Origin of the sequence: Desulfobotulus alkaliphilus (genome assembly GCF_007830435.1) — a bacterium.
GTDB lineage: Bacteria > Desulfobacterota > Desulfobacteria > Desulfobacterales > ASO4-4 > Desulfobotulus > Desulfobotulus alkaliphilus.
Genome location: NZ_VLLC01000002.1, coordinates 208,674 through 233,051, shown reverse-complemented (window position 1 = coordinate 233,051; position 24,378 = coordinate 208,674). Strand labels below are relative to the sequence as shown.

Sequence of the window (24,378 nt, the reverse complement as noted above, 5' to 3'; positions counted from 1 at the left end):
ACATGCATTAAAACATATCATGCCCAGAGCTTGGATGAGATAATTCGGCTGGTTTTGCGCTATTTGTTCATGTTTCAAAATGCTGCTACCAAGGAATTTCCCACTCGACATAGATAAAGCCTTGGTTCTTTTTATAGGAATTGAAAACGAGATGGTTTTGTCGAGTGAATTTTAAACTCTTTAGCAACAGCCACAAATTTATGGAGAATCATGAAAAAAATATTATATATTGTGAGTACGCTCCAAAGAAGCGGTCCCACAAACCAGCTTTATAATCTTATAAAGTATCTTGACCGCAATGAGTTTGAGCCTTATCTGATAACACTTTCCCCGGAACCGGAGCATGGAAGTGCATGGCAGGCGTTTAATGACTTAGGGGTAAGTATGCAGTCCTTAGGTTTGTCGCGCATTAAAGGTTTTTTTTTCTCAAAGCGGCGTCTAAAAGTTTTAGTAGATAAGATAAGGCCAGATGTTGTTCATACCCAAGGTATTCGTGCAGATAGTCTTTCTTCCGCCGCTTTGGGTGATTATTCATGTCTTTGTACTTCCCGTAATTACCCTTATGAAGATTATCCTTCAAAATTTGGCCGCTTTCCTGGGGTTTTGATGGCATGGCAGCATTTCATGGCATTTCGAAAATTGCAAGTTGCGGCCTGCTCAAGCGCTATCCAGAAAAGACTAAAAAGGCATGGCATTAAGGCTGTAACAATACAAAATGGTGTGGATACTGATAACTTTAGTCCTGTCAGTGCCGATCAAAAGAGTGCACTCAGAAATAAGCTTTCTTTGCCCGGAGATGCGAGGATTTTTCTTTCTGTGGGCAGCCTGATTCCACGTAAGGATATGCAAACAATAATTGCTGCATTTAAAAAGACTATGACGGACGATTTAATAAAGTATCTGGTGGTTCTTGGTGATGGCCCGTTAATGGAGCAATTGCAGGGAATGGTAGATAAAGAAATGATTCTTCTTGCGGGGAGTGTAGATAATGTAAGGGATTATTTGGGCGCAGCGGATGTCTTTGTATCTTCTGCATTATCGGAAGGTTTGCCCAATACAGTCCTGGAAGCAATGGCCTGTGGACTTCCTAGTATCCTTTCAGATATCCCACCCCACAGGGAGCTTTTTGAGGATGGGGGGGCCTTTTTTTTCCCATGTAAGGATGTTGGCAAGTTAGCTTCCTTATTTGAAGTAATGAAACAATCTGAGACGAAAAAAGCTGGGATGAAAGCATATGAGACCTTAAATATTAAATTTGCTGCGGATAAAATGTCTCAAAAATATCAGAATCTTTATATGGAAATGGGGTCGTTTCATAATGGCAGAAAACTATAATTTTTTTGAGAGAAGTGCGTCAAAGTTTTTATCGTCTTTTCCAGTTTTAAAAAAAACAATAAAAATAATATACCAGAGAATAACTTTTCTTTTTTATAAGAAACCATTTTATTTTAAATCAAGCTGTTCTTTTTATAGCTTACATAATGAAAAGGAATCTTATTTTGGTTATTATGATAAATCCCCTTTGAACAGCAGTTTAAACCACTATTTGTTTTGCTGTACTCAGGAAGAAACAACAGGGAAGCCATCCTATAATAAGCAGGTAGAAATAGTTCTGCAAGCTGTGAACAACGCAGCTATAGTAAAAGTTTTTTTTTCTAAAGCCTACAATTGGCAACAGGGCTGCAGGGCGCATTGGCTGAATGAGGATCTGTTTTTTTTTAATGATTTTGATGCGGAAAACAAAAAATATATCAGTCTTGTTTTTTCAAAGGATTCTTTGCAGGAAGTAAGAGCTTTTGATTTCCCTGTTCAGGATTCTTATGGTACAGAGTTCTTTCTTTCCCTGAATTACCGTCGACTCATGGCACTGCGCCCGGATTATGGCTACAGCAATCTTCCAGTATTGAATGATACTGAGCTTGCGGATACTACAAATGATGGTATCTGGCGTATAGAATATGAAACCGGGAAAAGCAGGCTTCTTGTTTCTTTAAATGATATGTGTGCTGTGAATTACAGGTCTGAATTTGATACGGCTGTGCATAAAACCAACCATGTAATGATATCTCCTGCAGGAGATAAATTTATTTTTATGCACCGTTTCTTTAATAAAAGTAAGCAGCGTTTTGACCGCCTGATGCTTGCGGACTCTGAAAGTGGCAAATTAAGCTGTCTTGCGGATTATGGTATGGTCAGCCACTGTTTCTGGGCGGATGAGAATACTGTTTTGGGTTATCTGCGGGGTCCAGGGAATAAAGATGCCTATTGGCTTATTGATATCCATACCGGCAAATTTTCTCATTTTGGAAATGGTGTGCTGGATAAATATGGTGATGGTCATCCCCATGTCCATGGGGATTGGTTTGTTACAGATACTTATCCGGATAAGGCCCGTATGCAGCGCCTGATCCTTGCCAACTGGAAAACCGGTGAAGTCAAAGAGCTGGGTGAGTTTTTCCATGGTTTTAAATATGATGGAGAAACCCGGTGTGATCTTCACCCAAGATTTTCTCCCGATGGGAAAAGTATTTATTTTGATTCTGTTTTTGACGGTAAAAGAAGACTTTACAAATTGGATCTTGAATCATGAATTTTTCTGTTCTAATGTCCGTATATGCCAAAGAACGCCCGGAATATCTGCGTGAAGCTCTGCAAAGCCTTGCTGACCAAACTTTGAAAGCAAATGAAGTTGTTCTTGTGGAAGATGGCCCACTTGGTGAAGGGCTTAAAGCTGTTATTGAAGATTTTTGTGAAATTTTAAATATTAAATCCGTAGCCCTTACAACCAATCAGGGTCTTGCCGCTGCCTTGAATGAGGGTTTGAAGCATTGCAACCATGAGCTTGTGGCCCGCATGGACAGCGATGATATTTCTTTGCCCCATCGTTTTGAAAAGCAGGTGCCTTTTATGCAGGAGAATCCCCATGTAATCGTGATGAGCGGATGGATTGAAGAATTTGATGAAAATATGGAAAATGTAATTTTTACGCGTAGAGTTCCTCAATCACATGCTAGTATTGGACAGAAATTCAAATCGCAAAATCAAATTAACCATGTAGCTGTTATGTTCAGGAAGTCTAACATTCTTGGTGTCGGTGGTTATCCTGCTGAAATAAAAAAAGCTCAGGATTATTGTCTTTGGGCAAAATTATTTGTCCAGAATGCGATCTTCCATAACCTTCAAGAGGTTTTAGTCAGAGTGCGCACTGGTGATGCATTTTTTTATCGTCGTGGATTTGAATACCTGTTGAATGAGCTTCAGATGCTTGGTTATCAGCGTAAAATTGGTTTTATTAGCGATCCTACTTATATACTAAATATTTTGATTCGTTCTGTGGCAAGACTATCTCCTGAATTTATAAAAAAATTAATTTACAAATACGCAAGGAAATAAAAATAAAATGATTTGTGTCATCGGCGGCAGTGGTTTCATCGGCACCCGTTTTTGTAAAAGGCTGCAATTCCAATCTTCAGCCTTTTCCATACAGGACAAGGCCCCAAGCCTTACCTTCCCGGATCAGGCCGTTATTGCCGATGTCCGGGATCTTCAATCCCTGAGGGCATCCATCCCTGAAAATTCCGTTCTCATCAATCTTGCAGCAGAGCACAGGGATGATGTGCGACCCCTCAGCCTTTATGATGATGTGAATGTGAGGGGGGCGGAAAACATCTGCACCGTGGCCCGGGAAAAGGGTGTTCAGAAAATCATCTTTACCAGCACGGTGGCTGTTTATGGTTTTGCAGCTCCGGGCACCGATGAAACCGGTATAATCAAATATTTCAATGATTATGGTCGCACCAAGTGGCTGGCCGAAGGGGTTTTCCAGAAGTGGCAAGAAGAAGACCCCGCAAACAGAACCCTTGTCATTATCCGTCCCACCGTGGTTTTTGGTGAGCAAAACCGGGGCAATGTATACAATCTTCTGCGTCAGATCAGCAACGGCAGATTTGTCATGATCGGCAGCGGCAGAAACCGCAAATCCATGGCCTATGTGGAAAACATTGCGGCCTTTCTGGAGCACAGCCTTGGCTTCGGGCCGGGTGTACATGTGTACAATTATGTGGATAAGCCGGATTTCGACATGAATACCCTCGTCGCCAGTGTGCGAAAAAAACTTGGCAGAGGTTCCAGCATAATGCTACGCCTGCCCTACACTTTGGGCATGATGGCAGGGCTGGTCTTTGATCTTCTTGCCCGTATCACGGGAAAAACCTTTCCCATCAGCAGCATTCGGGTCAAAAAATTCTGCGCCACCACCCAGTTTGATACGTCCATCATAAAATCCGGCTTTGCTCCGCCCTGCTCTCTGCATGAAGGCCTTGAGCGCACCCTTCACTACGAGTTTCTGGAAGACAACAGGAATGCTGCGGTATTTTTTACGGAGTAGGGTTTTTCAGGAAAAAATATGCATGTTTCTTGTAACAGGAGATTCTAACACAATCAAAATCCATCAGGCCAATAGAAATCTTATTGAGATATAGAATAATGAAATTTTTTCCCTTTTTAAGAAAGAAGAAAAGTGATTATAACTGTCACAGGTGCAAATGGTTTTATCGGCAGCCACCTTCTTGGCGTACTTTCTGCGTCAGGTCACAGACTTACTGCAGTCATGCGTTCAACGGGCATGGAATCCTGTCCGGGTGATTGTATCAGAAAAATAATTGATGGTCTGGATACGCATCAGAACTGGCGGGAAATACTAAAAGGTCAGGATATTGTGATTCACTGTGCCGCCCGTGTGCATATGATGCAGGACAATGCGGAAGACCCCTTGAAAGCGTTTCGGCAAGTGAATGTGGAAGGGACCCTGAATCTTGCACGGCAGGCTGCTGAAGCGGGTGTCAGGCGCTTTGTTTTTTTAAGCTCCATAAAGGTAAACGGAGAGAAAACCACCCGTTTCGCACCTTTTAAGCCTGACGACATACCCTTTCCTCAGGACCCCTATGGCATTTCCAAAATGGAGGCAGAAAAAGGCCTTTGGGAAATTGCTTCAGCCACAGGAATGGAGCTGGTTATTATTCGGCCAGTGCTTGTTTACGGATCTGGAGTAAAGGGTAATTTCAGAAAAATGGCTTTGTGGCTGGAAAAGGGTCTGCCTTTACCTTTAGGCTCAATAAAGAATCTGCGCAGCATGATTTCTCTGGAAAATCTTACCGATTTTATTTCGCTTTGTGCGGAGCATCCTGCAGCAGCCAATGAGGTTTTTCTGGTCAGCGACGGAGAAGACCTTTCCACAACGGATCTGCTCCGTAGCACTGGCAAGGCCATGGGAAAAACTGCCCGCCTGATTCCTGTCCCTGAAAGCTGGCTTTATTTCTGCGCTGTGCTGACAGGGAAGAAAAAAATGGCACATCGCCTTTTGGGGTCACTCCGGGTGGATATTGGCAAAAATAAGGAACTGCTGGGATGGACTCCCCCCCTGTCTGTGGAAGAAGGCCTGAGGAGGTGTTTCAGATGATCCGTTTTTTCGATTTTGTGTTTTCTCTGACAGGCCTGGTGTTTGGTTTCCCCCTATTGCTGATGCTGGCTGCCATCGGATACTATGACACAGGCTCACCGCTTTTCAGACAGCAAAGGGTGGGACGGCATCAGAAGCCCTTTACTCTGGTTAAATTTCGTACCATGAAGCCGGATACGCCTTCCGTTGCCACCCATCTGGCCAGCACTGACGCCATTACACCGTTTGGACACTTCCTCCGCAGGACAAAGCTGGATGAGTTACCCCAGCTGTGGAATGTTCTGAAAGGAGACATGAGCCTTGTGGGTCCGCGTCCGGGGCTGTTCAATCAAAAAGAACTGAGTCTGGAACGGTCAAAGCACAAGGTTTTTGACGTTCTCCCGGGTATTACTGGTCTCGCTCAGGTGAATGGAATAGATATGTCTGATCCTGCCCTGCTTGCTGAAACAGATGCCAGAATGATACGGGATTTCAGGATTAAGAATTATTTTTATTATATTTTTTTGACATTATCGGGTCATGGTGCTGGAGACAGGGTTAAAGTCGGCCAGCCAAACAAGGGTAGTTGATCCAGACGTTTGCATTCTTGCCCCTGATGCCGGATATGATCAAACATTGTATTCGCATCTTTGCCAAACCTTGAAACATGGCAGCCTCGCCCACAAAAATATTGACCTGAAAAGCAGGTCTCCATTTTTGAAAAGTTCGGGATATCTGGATGGCACTTCATAAAGCCCCTGCCTTTTAAGCAAGATATTGATCTTTAAATCAGAATACTATCTATCAGAAACAACTTTTTTCCATATCAAGTCAGAAATATCACACTGCGGGCTGTATCCATCCACGCTTTCCATAAGAATACTTCGGATTGCATCACAATCACAAAAGGCTGGGGCTCCATGGGGAAAGCAATAATTCATAGCCCCATGAATGCGGTCCAGGCAAAGGGAAAAACCATTCCAGTCGGGATGTTCTTCTCGGGCTCGGAAGATCTTAGGATGGGGTGTAGCCTCCTTGCCTTTTGTATCAAGAAGGAGCTCTTCAAACAGTTTTTCTCCGGGCCGTAGTCCTGTAAAAACGATTTCTATATCCCCATCGGGATTCTCACCGTCCCTTATGCTGCTGCCCGACAGAAGAATCATCCTGCGTGCAAGGGCCATAATGGAAACAGGTTCTCCCATATCCAACAGAAAAACATCTCCATCTCCAGCCAGGGCACCAGCCTGAATCACCAGTTCTGCAGCTTCGGGAATAGTCATAAAATATCGGGTCATATCCGGGTGCGTAACGGTTACAGGACCACCATCTTCTATCTGTTTTCTGAAAAGGGGAATCACAGATCCCGAAGATCCCAGCACATTGCCAAACCGCACCATGCTGAAGCAGGTTTTGTTTTCCGCACCAAAGGCTTCATCCTGGGGTACCAGAAGGGGATGATCCAGCACAGCGACCTGACTTAAAGCCTGAAGCAACATCTCTGCCATCCGTTTTGTGGCCCCCATGACATTGGCAGGACGTACGGCTTTATCCGATGAAATAAGAATGAAATTTTCTACCCCGGCGACAAGGGCCGCCTGAGCCACAACCAGTGTACCAAAAACGTTATTCCGTACCCCTTCAGCCATATTCTGTTCCACCAGGGGTACATGTTTATATGCAGCTGCATGATAAACGGTATGAACATCAAAAGCCCGGAGTGCCGCCAGCACCCGCCCCCATGCACAAACCGATGCCAGAACCGGCACGATAAGGGTTGCAATGGATTCTCTGGTTCGAATCTGAATGAGCTCCCTTTCTATTTGATAAAGAGCAAACTCCGAATGTTCAAAGAGAACCAGCACCTCAGGGTTCTGCCTCAGCACCTGACGGCAGAGTTCCGAACCAATGGATCCCCCTGCGCCGGTAATCATCACCTTTTTTGCGGTGATACAACGGGACAAAAGCTGCTTTTGAGCGGAAACAGGATCTCGACCGAGCAGGTCGGCAATATCCACATCCTGGATATCATGAACCGCCACCCGGCCTTCGGTTACCTCATTCACACTGGGCAGGGTTTTAACATGTATATTCAAAGGCTCAAGCATAGCAATGATCTGTTGTTTTCTGGACCTTGAGACCGAAGGCATAGCCAGAAGCACATAACGCAGATCATATTTTTCAATAAGCGCTGGAAGACTGGAGGGTGAAAAGACCCGGAAACCCGCCATAATCCGCCCATGCAGCTTTGTATCATCATCAATAAAAGCCACAGGAAGAAATTCCCTGCTACGCACCAGAGCTCCCATAACCTCAAAACCTGCCGCCCCTGCTCCATACACCACCACAGGAGAAGCATGTATTTTGCTTCTTTTTTTTACCGTAAGAAAAAGTCCCCGGACCTCCATATTCCGATTTACAATATTCCTTGCAAGAAAACGGCTTCCCCCGATAAAAAGCACGGATAAAAACCAATAATTAACAACTACAGACCTTGGAATAACAACCCCTTCAGGAACAAAAAAAGAATACTCCTTGAACCAAAAGAAAAACAGGGCCAGCAAAAGAGAGGACAGGGTAACCGCATGCAGGATGGTTTTCAGGGCATCGGATCCGATGTATCGGATAATGGCCCGGTAGAGCCCCATACGAATAAAAACAGGAATAGCAAGAATTGGTGCCGCAAAAAAAACCCAGAAGAGATCATTTATTTGAACAGCGCCATAGCCTATACGGATTACAAAGGCAAGCCAGAGGGCAAAAAACGTAAAAAAAACATCTGCGGCAAGGCAAAGCATTCTCTTTTGCCACCGGGGAATGCCTATCAGATAATCCACTACTTTTCTTATTGATAACATGAATAAATTCCGCCTAAAGCCTTGCATAAGAAATAAGATCAGAGCCTGTTGAAAACAAAAATTAAGCCACACCCACCGGGATTGCAAGTATCGTGTTGTCTGGATTTCAACAGTATCGTAAGCAAAAAATTTATGGAGCAATCCGTGCGCATACAGAAAAAACTTTACACGATCTTACGGCTCAAAGACAGTGTAATATTTTTGAAGGTCACCTGCACCCAGACCATGTCCGTTCAGGGGCGCAGGCAAATTTTTACAGCTCAGGATCTCTGGGCACGCGCAACGATGTTTCCAGCATCGCTAACAATGAAAACATAATTTGTGAATATCTCCTGTTAAAGGCTGAAAAAAGCCTCCCGAAACACCATAGGAGAGGTGTAGCTGAATTTGATGGAGGATTTGGGGCCTGCCCCTGCCTTGTCAGGAAAGCCTGCTGCTGATACCATGCCTTTTTTTCCGGGGCATGAACCTGTACCCAGCCCTCTGCCCGGAGCCACCAACTTCTACAAGGACTTATTTTCATGGATCTTTCCAAGGCCCAGCAGGAGGCTGTCATCCACATGGACAGCCCTGCCCTTGTCATTGCCGGAGCCGGTTCCGGTAAAACCCGCACACTCACCGCAAAAATAGCCCATCTGCTGGAAAAGGGTTTTTCTCCGGAGAGCATCCTTGCCATCACCTTTACCAACAAGGCTGCCGAAGAAATGAAAACCCGGCTTGTACAGCAAACGGGCCTTTCTTCGGACAGCTTCCCCTGGGTCCGCACCTACCATTCCGCCTGCCTGCAGATTCTCAAAAAACATACGGACAGGGCAGGATACACAACACCGATCCAGATTCTTGCGGGATACCAGCAGCAAAAAACCCTCCAGGAAATCGTTGTCCGGCTGAACATCGACAAAAAAGAAACGTCACGGCTGCAATATAAAATATCCATGGCCAAAAACCACGGAAATCCTGAAGCCTTTATCCAGACCCTGCCTGAAATTGAAAGGGTACAGACCTTAGAAGTTTTCCGACAGTATGAAAAAGCCCTGAAATCCATCAATGCCGTGGATTTTGATAATATTCTTCTTAAGGTCCGGGACATGCTGCGGGATGAAAAGGATATCCGGGACCATTACAGGGAGCTTTTCCGGTTTATCCTTGTGGATGAGTATCAGGACTCCAACAATCTCCAGGAAGAGCTGACGCGGCTTCTTCTGGGACATGGCAATCTCTTCTGCGTCGGAGATGACTGGCAGGCGGTTTACGGATTCCGGGGCAGCAATGTGAATCACTTCCTGCGTTTCCAGAAAACCTATCCTGAGGCAAGGCTTTTCAGGCTGGAAGAAAATTACAGAAGTGCCGATGAAATTGTTCAGGCTGCCGGTGCCCTGATCCAAAACAACCCCCACCGCATGGAAAAACGCTGCTATTCCGGAAAATTCGGCGGAACCGTTGAACTGTATTATTTCTATAATGAAAACGAAGAAGCCAAGTGGACGGGAAGAAAAATTGCCAAACTTGTCCAGAGCGGCGTGCCCCTTGACCGCATTGCCGTCATCTACCGCACCAAATTCTGCTCCCTTGCCTTTGAAAAAATATTCCGGGCCATGAACATCCCCTACCGCATGCTGGGCTCCAAGGGCTTTTTTGAGCGCATGGAAATCCTCGACATCAACGCCTACCTCACGGCATCGGCCTTTGCAAAGGATGATGCCAGCTTTGAACGTATCCTCAACACGCCCAAGCGGGGCATCGGACCTGCCATGGTCAAAAAAATGCAGCAGGTCCGCTCTGCCGGAGACAGCCTGCAGGATGCGGCCCGGCACATGCTGGGAAAACGCATGCTCAGCCCCAAAGTTCACAACGCTCTGGAAAACCTCATTGGCGTACTGGACAGCATCCGGGACATGACCCCGGACGCTGCCATACGGGAAGTACTCTCTAAAACGGGCTACATGGATTATCTGGAGCAGCTTTCCAAGGCAGACAAGGGAGATTTCACAGCCCGTCAGGAGAACATCGATGAGCTGATCTACACGGCAGGCCAGAAGGAAAACCTCCTTTCCTATCTGGAAGAAGCTGCCCTTGTACGGGAAGACAGGGAAGAGGACGAAGAAAAAAAGGGGCGGGGCGTCAATCTTGCCACGGTCCATGCAAGCAAGGGTTTAGAGTTCCACTCCGTATTTGTGGTGGCCTGCGAAGAAGAGCTTTTCCCCCACTGGAAGTCCATGCAGTCCGCTGCGGAGCTGGAAGAAGAAAGACGGCTCATGTATGTGGCCATGACCAGGGCGGAACGCTGCCTTTTTCTCTCTGCTTCGGAATTCAGGAGGGGCAGGCCTTCTGAAGCCAGCCGTTTTCTCGGGGAAGTGCAGAGTGCCATTGCCCTTTAAGTCCGGCAAATGACCGGTCAACAGACAGCCGCTGCATGCGGAGAAGCAGGCCTTCATGTTGAGCCCTGTATTTGTCACCCTCTTTTTTTCCATATTCATTGCCGTGACAGGTGTCGGAATTGTGGTGCCCCTGCTTCCCGTATATGCCCATGACCTCGGAGCCTCCGGGCTGGCCATCGGCCTGATTTTCGGCGCTTTTTCCATATCAAGGACCTTTCTGCTGCCTTTTTTCGGCAGGATGTCCGATGAAAAGGGCAGAAAACCCTTTATTCTGGCAGGCCTTTTTGCCTATGGCCTGATCTCCTTTTTGTTCATCGCTGCCAGAGGGGTCAGCGATCTGATTCTCATCCGCTTTCTCCACGGTGCCGCCTCGGCCATGGTCATGCCCGTGGCCCAGGCCTATATCGGAGACATCACGCCCAAGGGAAAGGAAGGCCTTTTCATGGGCATGTTCAACATGTCCATGTTCATCAGCCTGAGCCTCGGGCCCCTGATGGGGGGCATACTCAGCGCAAGGATGGGCATGCACTGGGCCTTTGCCACCATGGGCATCATGGCCTTTACGGGCTGTATGGCCAGCCTTTTCTTCCTTCCGCCCCGCTCCATGGAAAGCGGCAGAGACCGCACACCGGATCACTACCCATGGAAAGCCCTGATCACGGACCCGGTCTTCTCGGGAATTTTCCTCTACCGTTTTGCCTACACCTGCGGCATCGGTATGATCTGGTGCTTCCTTCCCGTGCTGGCCCATACCCGCTTTGCCATGGAGAGCGATGCCATCGGTATTCTGGTGATGTCGGGAATCTTTGTCAGTGGCCTTCTCAATATTCCCATGGGCTGGCTGGCGGACCGCTGGAACAGAAAAGCCATGGTCTTTATTGGCGGAGTCCTTGTGGCCGCAGGAATGGCCGCCATAGGAATGGCTGAAGGGTTTTCAGGGCTTCTGACAGGCTGTATCCTTTTTGGCACAGGCGGCGGCATCTCCGTACCCGCCATGACGGCCATGGCCGTGGAAACGGGAAAAAGTTTGAAGGCCATGGGCGGTGCCATGTCCCTTCTGACCATGGCCCACAGCATGGGAATGCTGGTGGGTTCGCTGGGGGCAGGCCTTGCCATGGACCATATGAATCTTTCCTCAGCCTTTCCCATGGCTGCCTTTTTCCTTGTTACCAGCCTCCTTCCCATGGCAATATGTTTTCGCATGAAGAAAAAATAAGTGCCTCATCAATTTTTTAAAAATTTCATCTGCAGATCAGTGACCATCTGAAACTGGGCTGTATTACTCTTGCGCCTTTTCAAAAATGAATAACTTCTCATTTTTTTCTGGCTTTTTTAAAAGCATGCACGTATATTGCCACCCATCTTGATATTATTTTTTTAGTCGGCAACGACAAAACACCGTTCTCTGCGGCTAACAAAGACCATTGGCAAGCGCCTGAATCTAAAAACAACGAAAGGAACCCCCCATGAACAAATCTTCTTTTTTTGCAACCCGCCACCTGCCCTTTCTTTTATTGCTTACCCTGAGCCTTTGTCTGCCTGCGGCATCCATGGCAGGAGGGGATGCAAGGGGGTATATTGCCGCACCGGACGGCACCACAGGTATACTGGTCTATTCCCGGCACAGAACGAGTAACGAAAGCTATGATAATGGAAAAAAAGACGACACAGAAAATCTTGACATGAACGTACAGATCATCCGTCCCGTTTACTATAAAGAAATTGCCGGGATTACCACTTCCGTTCAGGCCCTGCTTCCCTTTGGCAACCTTCAAGCAGGACCCCTTTCAACCTCCGGGCTTTTCGACCCAACCTTAATTCTTGGCGTATGGCCTGTAAACAACCGGGAAAATCAGCTCTGGATAGCCTTAGCCCAGTGGATTAAAGCTCCCCTAGGCGACTATGATGCATACAGACCTATTAACTTAGGTGATAACCGCTGGGCATTTAAAACTGAAGCCTCCATCACCAAAGGTTTTGGCCCCCTTTACTTCGATCTGGTCCCCAGCATTGAGTTCTATACGGACAACAATAACAAAGGAGGCCAGAAAGAAGCTAAAGATCCCCTTTTCGGCCTTGCTTCACATGTATCCTATGATCTGACCTCATCATTCATGATGGCCTTAAGCCATTACTATTTCAAGGGCGGAGAAACAGAGCTCGCTGGCAATAAGCTGGACAATGAAACCGAAACCCATGCCATGCAGCTTACCCTTGGTTTCCGGCTGGCACCCAAACATCAGCTCCTCACCCAGTACAGGCGGGATATTGAGGTTGAAAACGGCTTTCTTACCCATCAGTTCGGCCTTCGCTACTTCTACGTTTTTTAAAAACATTGCGCCGATGCAGGGCAAAAACCGAACTCAATCCCTGCTGCTTTGCATCAATACTTGACAAAGATTTCTTTTTATCCGATAAGCTGGACATGAGCATGAACCCTTTCCATACCTTCTTTTTTTACTTTAAGAACTTTTTTGGCGGCTTTAGCTGCGCCTGGGGTTCTTGTGAAGGTGGAATGGCCTGAAAAAAAAGCATCCATCCCGAAACTTTCAAGGACCGCAGGCATCACGCTGGTGGTCCTTTTTTTATTCCGGTTCCGCCAGCCTGCCGACACCCACCCAAAGGAGCAGACCATGCAGCTTGGCAAACAGGTTCGACTGGAACGGATTTTTGACCGCAACACAAAAAAAACCATCATTGTACCCATGGACCACGGGGTCACCGTCGGTCCCATCCCCGGAATGATAGATCTCAGGGGAGCCGTGGATAAAGTGGCAGAAGGCGGCGCCAATGCCGTTCTCATGCACAAGGGTCTTCCCCGCCGCACCCACAGGGGCCATGGCCGGGACATCGGCCTCATCCTCCATCTTTCCGCAAGTACCAGCCTTTCTCCCTTTTCCAACACCAAAACCCTTGTGGCCACGGTAGAAGACGGCCTGCGCTTAGGGGCCGATGCCGTATCCGTCCATGTCAATGTGGGGGATGAAAACGAAAGGGCCATGCTCAGGGACTTCGGTGAAGTCAGCACAAGGGCCAATGAATGGGGCATGCCCGTTCTTGCCATGGTCTATGCCAGAGGCCCCCGCATTGCCGATGAAAACCATGTGGATGTGGTCAAGCACTGCGCCCGCTTAGGAGAAGAACTGGGCGCAGACGTGGTGAAGGTGGCCTATACGGGCAGCCCGGAAACCTTCCGCCAGGTGGTGGACGGGTGCTGCATTCCCGTAGTTATTGCCGGAGGCCCCAAAATGGAAAATGATGCACAGATTCTGCAGATGGCCTTTGATGCCATGCAGGCAGGCGCCGCAGGCCTTTCCCTTGGGAGAAACGTGTTTCAGCACGAAAATCCCACGGCCCTGCTCCGCGCCCTGCACGGTATAGTCAATGATGGCCTGAATACCACAACAGCCATGAATCAATATCTCAGCTGACGAATGAAAACACCGCTGGCCCGGACCACAGAAACCGGGCTGGCGAACCCTTTCCTGTTTTTTCCACACCTCCTTCATGCGCCGCAACAAAAAGCTTTACCTTTTTATTCCAGCTCCCTATACTGATTTCATTATTCCTGTCCTTCTTTTTTCAGTCTGCCTTCAGCACCGTATATACGCACAAAATCACCCGTAAAAGCTGGCAGGTAGTGGCAAATATGCTCACCGCCCCCATCATGATGCCCCCCGGTCACCCCTACCCTCTTCCAGGAAACACAGGAGGTTGCCATGTCCCTTTCCCTGCGTCAGAAATTTATGTTTCCAACACTGATTCTCTTCACCCTTGCCCTTATCATCCTTTCTGCCATTGCCTATGCCATGGCCAGAAAAGCCATGGTTTTTCAAACGGAAGAACACCTTTCCTTTGTTGCCCGCAGCACAGCCACCCAGATCAGCCAGTGGGTTACGGAAAGACAGAGGGATGTGTCAAACTACAGTATCAACCCCCTTCTGCAGCAGACCATTCTGCAGAATCAGTCCAATCCGGAGCTGATAAAGGAAAGTTCAGCCTATCTGAAATCCATCAAGGCAAGTATGGACGGACAATATGAACTCATTGCCCTTGCCGATAACAGCGGCAGAGTACTGGCCTCCTCCGATGGCAGCCATGAGCGGGGGATAGACATATCAGACAGGGCCTATTTTCAGCAGAACATGAGGGGAGAACCGGCCGTTTCCGATGCCATTATATCCATGGCATCGGGCAATGCCATTTTTGTCATATCCAGCCCCGTGCTTCAGGGCGGCAGAATCACCGGAACAGTTCTTTCTGCCATCAGCCTTGCCGTCATGGACAGCACCTTTATCCGTCCCGTGGAAACCGGAGCTGAAGGACACATCTGGGTAGCCAACAGCAAAGGAGATATCCTCGTGCATCCGGACAGGGAAAAAATCTTAAAAGAGAATGTGAGTGATCAGGCTTTTTTCCTCCGCATGAACCGGGAAAAAAAAGGTGTTATGGAATACATAAACGGGGAAACTACTGAGATGGCAGGTTTTTTCCATATCCCGGATCAAGACTGGATGCTGGTGGCATCGGCTCCCACAAGCAGCCTCCTTGCAGAGGTCAACCGGCTCGGACTCTGGTCTGGCCTTTTAACCTTTTTTGCCCTGCTCACGGCATCCATCCTGCTTTTCATCCTCACAGCGCCCCTGATCCGTCAGCTCAACGAAAGCATCAATACCCTGAATGAAACGTCTTTGCATGTGGCTGAGGCTTCCGCCGAACTTTCCGCCGCAGCCCAGAGCCTTTCCGACGGTGCCAGCCGACAGATCAGCAGCGCCCAGGCCATCACCCGCTCCCTTGATGACGTCAGCGCCCGTACCCGTACCGTTGCAGCACATACGGATGAAGGCAACCGCCATGTGGAAGATGCCACAAGGGAACTCAGCGCAGCACACGGCTCCATGGATTCTTTAGTTGCTGCCATGGAAGGCATTGCATCGGCAAGTCAGAACACCGTGAAAATCATAAAAACCATCGATGAAATTGCCTTTCAGACCAACCTTCTTTCCCTGAATGCTGCCGTTGAGGCTGCCCGTGCCGGAGAAGCCGGAGCAGGCTTTGCCGTGGTGGCCGAAGAAGTGAGAAGCCTTGCCATGAAGTCTGCGGAAGCCGCAAAAAATACCACGGAACTGATCCATGCGACGGTGAGGGATGTGGAAGAAGGAATGAAAAAGGTGCATACCACAGGGCAGGGAATGAACCGGCTGCAGGAAAAGATGAAAAAGGTAAGCAGCATCGTTGCAGAACTCAGGGAAAATGCGAAAGAAAATGCAGACAGCCTTGAAAAGACAGCACAGCACATCCGGGATATCGAAAAAAGCACAGCGGAAAATGCCGCCAATGCCGAAGAATCCGCTGCGGCATCCGAAGAGATGAATGCTCAGGCGGAACAGCTAAGGGCCATTGCCGCAGCCCTTGCCTTCACCTGCAACGGAAGGGGGGCCGAATGTGCGGCCCCCATGGAATATTCTGTTTCCGCCCTGCCCCGTCTTCAGATTTCCGGTGTGGCATAACCCGCATCTTTATGAAAAACAACCAGAGCCGCCGTGGTGGAGGTGGGGTGAAATTCCCCCGCCTCCGTCAGGGTAATTCCCAGCTCTTGGGCCTTAAGAAGACGGTGCAGCACCCCGTTTTCCTCTAAAGGAATGCCGGGATAGCCCGGAGAATAGCGGCACCCTGCATCCAGACCGGAAAGGGCCTTCAGCCTTTGGTGCAAAAGCCCCGCAAGGTCTTCTGCAATGCGGTCGGAAAGTCCCTGCAAAAGATGGGCGCTTTCCGTATCCCCTGAAGCCTTAAAGGCCTCCGCAGCTTCCGAAGATGCCCGTCCTGCCGTGGCAATCTGCAGCCCCACACAGTCTTTAACACCATCTGACAGGGGCCTTACAAAATCCGCCACACAGAAAATATCCCTTTTACCGGAGCCTGCCTGCATTTCTGTATGAATGCGGGCCACCTCCCTCTCAGGATTTTCCGGATCAAAGAGTACAAGATCCTGCCCCTCGCTGTTGGCAGGAAAGAGGGCCACACGGCCATGAGGGTTGACAAGGCCTTCGTCCTCGGCCTTTGTTATCCATTTTTCATACAAAGCATCCGCATCCTGCCGGTCCTTTCCCATCTTCCAGTTCAGGGAAAAAAGACTTTTTTTGCGTATATCCATGGCTAAAGGGGAAGGGCTCAGGGTTTCGGAGAAAAAAGATGAAACCGCAGGGTGTGCATCAAAAAAGACCCTGCGCCTTGGAAGACTTGCCAGAAGACCCGACTTTTCTTTGGATTTTTCCTGCCCGGAACGCCATGCAGCAAGAAGCTTTTCCCGATTTTCAGCAATCACCGCTTCCCTTCTGGCGGAAATCAGACCTTCCATGAGATTCACACTGTCCATGGCGGTCTGGCAATAAAAGACATCGGGCTTGATATTATCCCCATGATCCCCGCCCCGCAGGGCCACGGTGGCGGCATGGCGCAGATTCACAGGCGCACCCCCCACAAAAACCGGAATGGAAAGGCCCGCCTCATCCATGCGTTTCACCACAGAAATCATGTGATTGGCCGTCTGCACCAGAAGGGCACTCATACCAATGGCATCGGCCTTTTCCCGGATGGCCGTTTCCACAAAGGCATCCACAGGAACCTGCACCCCAAGGTCAATCACCCGGAAGCCGTAGTTTTCCAGCAGGGTTTTGGTAAGATCCTTTCCAATGGAATGCACATCCTGATAAACCGTTCCCATGACAATGGTGGCCTTGTAGGCCTCCTGCACAGCCCCTTCGGCCATAACGCTTTCCAGAAAACCCATAACCGCCTTCATGACATCCGCAGCCTTCAGAAGATGGGGCAACGAAGCCTCTCCTGCCGCAAAGCGGTCTCCCAGTACATTCATGGCTTCCATGAGATAATCGCTGATCAGTGCCAGAGGTTCATGGTCTTCCAGAGCTTTCACCGCATCCAGCACAATGCTGTCCTGATAGGCAATCTCCATACCCTTCCATGTTACCGTTCCGGCCTCCCGTTTTTTAAAGCCGTCCTTGATCTTTTCACTGAGGGTTTCCGCAGGGGAAAGGCCTTCATAGGAAGAACGCCTTTCCACCCTCCGGCCCTGCTTACGCTCGGCAATATCCTCAAGGAGGGCATAGGCATCCATGTCCCTGTCCAGTACCACCTTCAGGCCAAGGGCATAGTCTGAGGCATCCAGACTTTCCACCGGCGCATAGTGGTTCGGGTTGACAATGGCCGCATCCAGCCCCTTTTTTCTGCCCTCATCCAGAAAGACCGAGGTCAGCACCAGACGCATGTAGGGCTTCTTGGCAAGGCCGTTGGTGAGATTGCTCACACCGATGGTGGTCATGATACCGGGATGGGCATTTTTAATCAGGGGAATGGATTCTAAGGATTCCAGAGCGAAATTCATGCCTTCCACGGATTCCGATCCAATGGGAAAGGCATTGATGTCAATGAGCAGCTGATCCGCCCCCACACCATGGGGGGCTGCAGCCTCCACAAGGCGGTCGGCAATGGCCTTTTTTTCCTCCCTTGTCTGGGCAGGCCCCTTGTCATCCGCCGCAAGGGCGATGTAAAGGGGGTTGTGAAAGGCCGTATGGCTGCAAATAAAAGCAGCCTTGGACATGCCTTCATGGCCTTCCATGGAAATGGAGTTGATGAGCGGCCTGCCGGGATAGGCCTTCACTGCGGCTATCAGCGCATCCGCATCAAAGGAATCGATACACAAAGCCCCCGGAAAATCCACGCAGACACCCTGAATCACTTTGGGCAGCACGGTTTTTGTGTCCACAATATTGGAATCCATGCACACATCCAGCACTTCACAGCCCAGATCCTCGATCTGCTCCCGCACCACCTCATCCAGCGCATCCATATCCAGAAGGCCATCATGCTCCACCGCATCCCTCACCTTTTTGGAACCCCGCACATTGAGGCGTTCACCAATGCGAATCAGCCGGGAATCACTGTCCAGCAGTACGGCTTTGGAAGGGCCAGCCAGCCAGACACCGCCTTCGGGCTTTCTCTCCTGCGGCTTTCTTCGGGCGGCCTCCTGAGCAACGGCCCGGATATGGTCCGGCGTAGTGCCGCAGCACCCGCCCACAATGTTCACACCATAGGTATCCATGAAACGGGACAGATGGGCCGCCAGATCTTCGGGAGACTGGGGGAATACGGTTTTGCCGTCTATGTTTTCCGGCAGGCCCGCATTGGGCAGCACGGAAAGGGGCAGAGGGCTGAAACGGGAAAGCTTTGCCACCGTTGGCTCCATGAGATCCGGGCCGATGGAGCAGTTGATACCCAAAACATCAATACCAATGCCCGAAAGGGTGACAATGACCGCATGGATGTCTGTTCCGAAAATCTGCATGCGGCTGTGGGCATCCACCGTCACCTGACAGATAATGGGAAGGGCAACCCCCCTTTCAGCCATGGCCTTTTTTGCTCCGGACACGGCGGCCTTCAGCTCCAGCATATCCTGCTGGGTTTCAAAGAGCAGCACATCCACGCCCCCGTCCACAAGGCCCTTCACCTGCACCCGGAAATTTTCCTCTATGCTTTCCCAGCTCCCCCGGTGAAGATCCGCTTCCGTGGGGGAAAGCACAAAGTTGGAAGGCCCCATGGAACCCATCACAAAAAGGGGACGGCCATCATAATCAGGCGAGGCGGCATAAAGCTCTTTGGCCTCCTTGGCAATGGAAGCCCCTTTAAGGCTCATCCAGTAGGCCATCTCTTCCGAAGAGAGGGTATTCAGCTGGATCTTTTCGGGAATGCCTTCAAAGGCAGCCGTATCAAGGCCGGAGAAATCAAATTCCTCAAGGCGTAGGGGACTGGCTCCGAAGGTATTGGTTTCCACTGCGTGGGCTCCGGCCTCAAAATAGGCCAGATGAATATCCCGCAAGGCCTCAGGCCTTGAAAAAACCAGCATATCCGAAAGCATTTCATAGGATTCACCGCCAAAATCCGCTGCGGTCAGGCCAAGGTTCTGGATCATGGTACCCATGGCACCGTCTAAAACAAGGATGTGGGATTTCAGGGCTTCAAGAAATGTCATGGGCTTTCCTTTACAGATAAAATGGCAGAAAAATCTTTTTAAAAATCCAGAAAGAACGCAACCACCCAGCAGAATTTTTATCCTATAAATCAAACACCTATAATCAAACACACAGACAACCGAGCCATTTGTTCGTGACGCAATCTTATTCGGGAGCTTCTTGCCCTGTGCGGAAGCGGCAAAAACTCGCCGCCACAGGCAGGATAAGCTTTTTGATTACCATAGCAGGCCTTGGTACGCTGCCCTTGTGGCGGCTCAGACAGTTTGCCGCTTCTTTCGCACAGGCCTGCAAAGCTCTGATCCGAAACGATTGCAATGTCACTCACAAAGAGCCCGATTGTCTTTTGTTGAAACTAAGATACTGAAATTAAAGAACAATTTTTCAAGATAAAACGTACTGAATAATCACCAAAGAATTAACATATCCGGATCTTTTGATCTATGGATTTCTTTTTCTTCGAGAAAAACGAACACCCGACGGAAGGGAAGAATTCTTTTTCTTTTGCGCCTACCATGCTATGGATATAGAAGATTCCAGTAAGTACAGACCACAACATTGCCACCGCATCCCAAGGAAACGCCCATGATGTATCTGGACCTTGTCCTGAACCTTGCCCTCCTGATAGCCCTAAGTGTTGTTTCCGGCTTCATCTCCCGAAGGTGGCCGAAGAAAAGCCGTACAGGCCCATGGCTACAGGGCCTTCTCTTTGGCAGTGCCGCTGTTTTCGGGATGCTGAAACCCCTGGTTCTGGGGCCGGGCCTCATTTTTGACGGCAGATCCCTCATGGTCAGCCTCTGCGCCCTCTTCCACGGTCCCCTTGCGGGCATCATTGCGGCCCTTATGCCCACCCTCTGCCGCATTCAACTGGGGGGGGTGGGGGCCTTCACGGGCATTCTGGTAATTCTTTCCTCCCTTGCCATCGGCCTTGCCGCCCATTTTTACCTCAAACCCCGGCAGAACATCCCCTCCACAAAGGATCTCTTTCTTTTCGGCCTTGTCGTCCATCTGGCCATGCTGGCACTCATGCTCACCCTCCCCGGCGAATCCCTCTGGCTGGTCATACGGAAGATGGCCTTTCCCATTCTCATCATTTATCCCCTGGCCACGGTTCTGGCGGGCCGGGTACTGACGGAACAGGAGTATGCTGCAGACGCCCTTGAAAAACTTAAAAACGCCATGAAAAATCTGGATACCACCTTAAAATCCATCGGAGATGCCGTCATTGCCACAGACAGAAAAGGCCATATCACCCTGATGAACCCGGTGGCAGAAAATCTCACGGGCTGGCCCCTGAAGGAAGCCCTGCAAAAACCCCTCACCGAGGTTTTCCGCATCGTCAATGCAGAAAGCAGAAAAACCCCTGATAACCCTGTGGAAAAGGTCATTGCCTCCGGCAGAACAGAAGGCCTTGCCAACCACACCCTGCTCATTGCAAGGGATGGAAGGGAGTGCCAGATCGCAGACAGCGCAGCCCCCATTTTTCAGGAAGAAGGTATTCTTACCGGTGTTGTACTGGTGTTCAGGGATGTCAGCGAAGAATACAGAATCCTTGAAAACCTGAAGGAAAGCGAAGAGGATTACCGCAGGCTGTTTGAAGAGCATGCTGCGGTCAAGCTCATTTTAGATCCAGAAACGGGGGCTGTGGTTGATGCCAATCAGGCGGCAGCAGATTATTACGGATGGTCCAGGGAAACACTGAAGAAAAAACGCATTCAGGACATCAATACCCTCTCCCCGGAAGAAATCGCCGCAGAAATCGAAAAGGTAAAAAAAGAAAAACGCATCCACTTTGAATTCCGCCACAGGAGAGCAGACGGCTCCATCCGGGATGTGGCCGTACTTTCCAGTGTCATCCGCCTGAAAAACAAAGAATACCTGCACTCCATCATCCATGACATCAGCCAGCGCAAACGCCTGGAAGCCCAGCTTATTCAGTCCCAGAAAATGGAATCCATCGGCAGGCTGGCCGGAGGTGTGGCCCACGACTTCAACAATATGCTGGGTATCATCATGGGCAATGCGGAACTCATGGAAACAAGGCTGGATGCCAGACACCCGGCCATGGCTGAACTCGGGGAAATAAAAAAGGCAGCAGAACGCTCCACGGAACTCACAAAACAACTGCTGGCCTTTGCCCGCAGACAGACCATCGCCCCCCGGGTACTCAACCTCAACCAGACCATTGAGGGCATGCTCAAAATGCTGCACCGCCTGATCGGTGAAGGCATTGAGCTCCGGTGGCATCCCGAAGAAAATCTCAGGTACGTGAGAATGGACAGCAGTCAGCTGGACCAGATCCTTGTGAATCTTACCGTCAATGCCAAGGATGCCATTGCCGGCGTGGGGATGATGACCATTGAAACGGCCAATGCCTCCTTTGAAGAGGGCTACGGAGAAACTCACGGGGATTTCATCCCCGGCGACTATGTCATGCTGGCCGTGAGTGACAACGGATGCGGCATAGAAAAAGAGCATCTGCCCCAGCTTTTTGAGCCATTTTTCACAACCAAGCCCCAAGGCAGCGGTACGGGTCTCGGCCTTTCCATGATCTATGGCATTGTCCGCCAGAATCAGGGTTTTATCAATGTGTACAGTGAGCCGGGAAAGGGCAGCACCTTCCGCATCTACCTGCCAGCAACGGATGAAGAAAGCTGCAGTGCACCCGATGCAGAAAAAACATCCCTTCCCCGGGGAAAAGAGTGTATCCTTCTGGTGGAAGATGAGCCTGCCCTTCTTCAGCTGACAGGCCGGATACTGGAAAAGCTCGGCTATGAGGTTATGGCCGCAGCCACGCCCGAGGAGGCCCTGTCCCTGGCTGAGCAGCACGGCAATAAAATCCATCTGCTGCTCACGGATGTGGTCATGCCGCAAATGAACGGACAGGAACTCAGCCTGCGCATTGAAAACCGCTGCCCCGGCATCCGGAGCCTTTTCATGTCCGGTTACACAGCCAATGTCATTGCCCACCACGGCGTGCTGAAGCCGGGCATCCATTTTCTTCAAAAACCCTTTTCCATGAAAGATCTTGCGGAAAAAATACGGGAAACCATGGCCCGCTGAAAACCACCGGCAACACCTTCCAAGGAGCCTGCCATGCCAACGCAAGCCTTTACCCTACGTATGCCTTTTTTTCACTCCATGCTTTTTCGCATCAGCATCCTTGTACTGATGCTGACCACGGGGCTTCTCATTCTTCTGGGAAGCTGGCAGTATCTGAGCGCAAAGCAGAGATTTGAAATGCGCCTTGAGGCGGATGCAGACCTCATCATAGAAAGGCTGGTACAGACCCTTCAGGATCCCCTGTATAATTTTGACATGTCGCAGGTATATGCCGCCCTGCATTCGGAAATGAAGGATACCCGTATCCTTTCCATAGGAATTCATGGAGAAGATATGGAAAAAGAGCCGGATATCTGTATAGGAAGAAACCACAGGGGGGAAGTGGTCTCCATGGAAAAGCTCCCGGATACACGCAATTTCCTGCGGAATATGGCAGTGACATACAGAGGCGAAACCATAGGCACCGTTACCCTGATCATGGACCCCGCCTTTTTCAAAGAGGGACTCAGACAGATTTTTTTTGATCTGATCCTCATTGTTCTGATTCTGGATCTTCTGCTTTTCATTACCCTTGTGTTCACCCTCAGGCGGGTGGTGGTCATGCCCCTGCACCGCCTCACCGCAGCGGTTCAGGATGTGGCACAGGGCAAGGGGGATCTTACCCGGCGCATTCCCATTGTATCCAAAGATGAAATGGCCCTGCTTTCCCACTGGATGAACACCTTTGTGGATGCACTGGAAACCAAGGCAAAAATTGCCCGCAAGGTAGCCGACGGGGATCTGACCGTCACCATACCCGTTCTCTCGGATCAGGATACGCTGGGTCAGGCACTGGCCACTATGATCCGCAGACTGGCGAGGGCCGCATCGGAAGTACGCATCGCAGCCCGCCACAGCGTGGAGGCCAGCCGGGATGTGCTGACCATCTCCAACCGTCTGCGCCGGGGCACCCTGACCCAGGCGGAATCCGCAGAGCATCTGAGCTCACGGATGCGGGAAGTCAGCCTTGCCGTATCCCGCAATCTGGCCACGGCCAGAAATACGGAAAACGGTGCCATGAAGGCCTCGGAAATGGCCGATGCCAGCAGCAAGGCCGTGGAAGACGCTGCCCGGGCCATGTTTGATATCATCAGGCGCATTGGGATTGTGGAAGAAATTGCAAGGCAGACCCATCTGCTGGCACTGAACGCAGCCATTGAAGCCGCCCGTGCCGGAGAACATGGCCGGGGCTTTGCCGTGGTGGCCGATGAAATCCGCAAGCTTGCGGAAAAAAGCAGGGAATCTGCCGTGGCCATCGGTAAGATGGCAAGGGAGGGCAGCACCATGGCAAAGGATGCCAGAGAGCACCTTGAATCCCTGGTTCCGGAAATCCGGGGCAATGCGGACAGGGTCATGGAAATCCGGACCGCCAGCGACCAGCAGGCCGATGCCATTGGCCAGGCCACGGATATTCTGGGGGGGCTTGAAAGCGTGGTGCAGGAAAATGCCAGATCCGCAGAACAGATGAACCTTGCCTCCCAGGCCTTAAACCGCATTGCGGATCAACTGGAAAGTCAGGTGCAGTATCTGCAGATCAAGCAGGAAGGGGATACGGGCTGAAC

15 protein-coding genes are annotated in these 24,378 nt (G+C 49.9%); 13 read left to right on the top strand and 2 right to left on the bottom strand.

Features of this window, described 5'->3' with window-relative positions; genetic code table 11:
- Positions 1–210: 210 nt before the first annotated feature.
- The 6 genes from LZ24_RS02595 (at position 211) to LZ24_RS02570 (ending at position 6,027) form a co-directional block, all read left to right on the top strand.
- Entirely contained in the window at positions 211–1,335 is a 1,125-nt protein-coding gene (locus LZ24_RS02595) for a glycosyltransferase (RefSeq protein WP_144682023.1), read from the top strand.
- Positions 1,319–2,590 (top strand): TolB-like translocation protein, encoded by a 1,272-nt coding sequence (locus LZ24_RS02590; protein WP_186442891.1) that lies wholly within the window; start codon positions 1,319–1,321, stop codon positions 2,588–2,590. Before LZ24_RS02595 ends, LZ24_RS02590 begins: the two co-directional genes overlap by 17 nt.
- Positions 2,587–3,393 carry a glycosyltransferase gene (locus LZ24_RS02585; protein WP_144682021.1) on the top strand — a complete coding sequence of 269 codons (807 nt, stop codon included), beginning with the start codon at positions 2,587–2,589 and terminating at the stop codon, positions 3,391–3,393. Before LZ24_RS02590 ends, LZ24_RS02585 begins: the two co-directional genes overlap by 4 nt.
- 7 nt (positions 3,394–3,400) lie before the next feature.
- The gene (locus LZ24_RS02580) at positions 3,401–4,387 is read left to right on the top strand and encodes an NAD-dependent epimerase/dehydratase family protein (RefSeq protein WP_144682019.1); all 987 of its coding nucleotides are present in this window, start codon (positions 3,401–3,403) and stop codon (positions 4,385–4,387) included.
- A gap of 132 nt (positions 4,388–4,519) precedes the next feature.
- Entirely contained in the window at positions 4,520–5,458 is a 939-nt protein-coding gene (locus LZ24_RS02575; protein ID WP_144682017.1) for a UDP-glucose 4-epimerase family protein, read from the top strand.
- Positions 5,455–6,027, top strand: a complete 573-nt coding sequence (locus LZ24_RS02570) for a sugar transferase (protein WP_144682015.1) — start codon at positions 5,455–5,457, stop codon at positions 6,025–6,027. The genes LZ24_RS02575 and LZ24_RS02570 overlap by 4 nt, the downstream gene beginning before the upstream one ends.
- Positions 6,028–6,234: 207 nt before the next feature.
- Here LZ24_RS02570 and LZ24_RS02565 read toward each other — a convergent pair whose 3' ends face one another.
- On the bottom strand, positions 6,235–8,292 hold the full coding sequence (locus LZ24_RS02565) for a polysaccharide biosynthesis protein (protein WP_144682013.1): 2,058 nt from the start codon (positions 8,290–8,292) through the stop codon (positions 6,235–6,237).
- A 521-nt stretch (positions 8,293–8,813) separates the two neighbouring features.
- Between LZ24_RS02565 and LZ24_RS02555 the strand changes: the two genes are divergently transcribed.
- From LZ24_RS02555 to LZ24_RS02535, 5 genes are all read left to right on the top strand, one after another.
- Complete coding sequence (locus LZ24_RS02555; protein WP_144682011.1) at positions 8,814–10,670, top strand: ATP-dependent helicase; 1,857 nt, start codon at positions 8,814–8,816, stop codon at positions 10,668–10,670.
- A gap of 55 nt (positions 10,671–10,725) precedes the next feature.
- Entirely contained in the window at positions 10,726–11,886 is a 1,161-nt protein-coding gene (locus LZ24_RS02550; protein ID WP_144682009.1) for an MFS transporter, read from the top strand.
- 250 nt (positions 11,887–12,136) lie between these two features.
- The gene (locus tag LZ24_RS02545) at positions 12,137–13,000 is read left to right on the top strand and encodes a transporter (RefSeq protein ID WP_144682008.1); all 864 of its coding nucleotides are present in this window, start codon (positions 12,137–12,139) and stop codon (positions 12,998–13,000) included.
- Between the two features lie 174 nt (positions 13,001–13,174).
- Entirely contained in the window at positions 13,175–14,101 is a 927-nt protein-coding gene (locus LZ24_RS02540; protein WP_246118499.1) for a 2-amino-3,7-dideoxy-D-threo-hept-6-ulosonate synthase, read from the top strand.
- Positions 14,102–14,389: 288 nt separating this feature from the next.
- Positions 14,390–16,180: a methyl-accepting chemotaxis protein gene (locus LZ24_RS02535; protein WP_144682006.1), complete on the top strand. Its 1,791-nt coding sequence runs from the start codon at positions 14,390–14,392 to the stop codon at positions 16,178–16,180.
- On the opposite strand, the gene LZ24_RS02530 is transcribed toward LZ24_RS02535, so the two are convergent.
- Positions 16,159–19,716, bottom strand: coding sequence for a homocysteine S-methyltransferase family protein (locus tag LZ24_RS02530; RefSeq protein ID WP_144682004.1), 3,558 nt, complete (start codon positions 19,714–19,716; stop codon positions 16,159–16,161). The genes LZ24_RS02535 and LZ24_RS02530 overlap by 22 nt on opposite strands.
- Positions 19,717–20,299: 583 nt before the next feature.
- Here LZ24_RS02530 and LZ24_RS02525 point away from each other — a divergent pair.
- Together LZ24_RS02525 and LZ24_RS02520 are read left to right on the top strand one after the other, a co-directional pair.
- On the top strand, positions 20,300–22,777 hold the full coding sequence (locus tag LZ24_RS02525) for a PAS domain S-box protein (protein ID WP_144682002.1): 2,478 nt from the start codon (positions 20,300–20,302) through the stop codon (positions 22,775–22,777).
- 33 nt (positions 22,778–22,810) lie between these two features.
- Complete coding sequence (locus LZ24_RS02520; protein ID WP_144682000.1) at positions 22,811–24,376, top strand: methyl-accepting chemotaxis protein; 1,566 nt, start codon at positions 22,811–22,813, stop codon at positions 24,374–24,376.
- The last annotated feature ends 2 nt before the right edge of the window (positions 24,377–24,378 follow it).

Bases quoted from the DNA above. Each gene is read 5' to 3' on its own strand.
- LZ24_RS02565 (WP_144682013.1), bottom strand. From the start codon at position 8,292: ATGTTATCAATAAGAAAAGTAGTGGATTATCTGATAGGCATTCCCCGG.
- LZ24_RS02580 (WP_144682019.1), top strand. From the start codon at position 3,401: ATGATTTGTGTCATCGGCGGCAGTGGTTTCATCGGCACCCGTTTTTGT.
- LZ24_RS02570 (WP_144682015.1), top strand. From the start codon at position 5,455: ATGATCCGTTTTTTCGATTTTGTGTTTTCTCTGACAGGCCTGGTGTTT.
- LZ24_RS02585 (WP_144682021.1), top strand. From the start codon at position 2,587: ATGAATTTTTCTGTTCTAATGTCCGTATATGCCAAAGAACGCCCGGAA.
- LZ24_RS02555 (WP_144682011.1), top strand. From the start codon at position 8,814: ATGGATCTTTCCAAGGCCCAGCAGGAGGCTGTCATCCACATGGACAGC.
- LZ24_RS02530 (WP_144682004.1), bottom strand. From the start codon at position 19,716: ATGACATTTCTTGAAGCCCTGAAATCCCACATCCTTGTTTTAGACGGT.
- LZ24_RS02590 (WP_186442891.1), top strand. From the start codon at position 1,319: ATGGCAGAAAACTATAATTTTTTTGAGAGAAGTGCGTCAAAGTTTTTA.
- LZ24_RS02595 (WP_144682023.1), top strand. From the start codon at position 211: ATGAAAAAAATATTATATATTGTGAGTACGCTCCAAAGAAGCGGTCCC.
- LZ24_RS02520 (WP_144682000.1), top strand. From the start codon at position 22,811: ATGCCAACGCAAGCCTTTACCCTACGTATGCCTTTTTTTCACTCCATG.
- LZ24_RS02550 (WP_144682009.1), top strand. From the start codon at position 10,726: ATGTTGAGCCCTGTATTTGTCACCCTCTTTTTTTCCATATTCATTGCC.
- LZ24_RS02525 (WP_144682002.1), top strand. From the start codon at position 20,300: ATGATGTATCTGGACCTTGTCCTGAACCTTGCCCTCCTGATAGCCCTA.
- LZ24_RS02535 (WP_144682006.1), top strand. From the start codon at position 14,390: ATGTCCCTTTCCCTGCGTCAGAAATTTATGTTTCCAACACTGATTCTC.
- LZ24_RS02545 (WP_144682008.1), top strand. From the start codon at position 12,137: ATGAACAAATCTTCTTTTTTTGCAACCCGCCACCTGCCCTTTCTTTTA.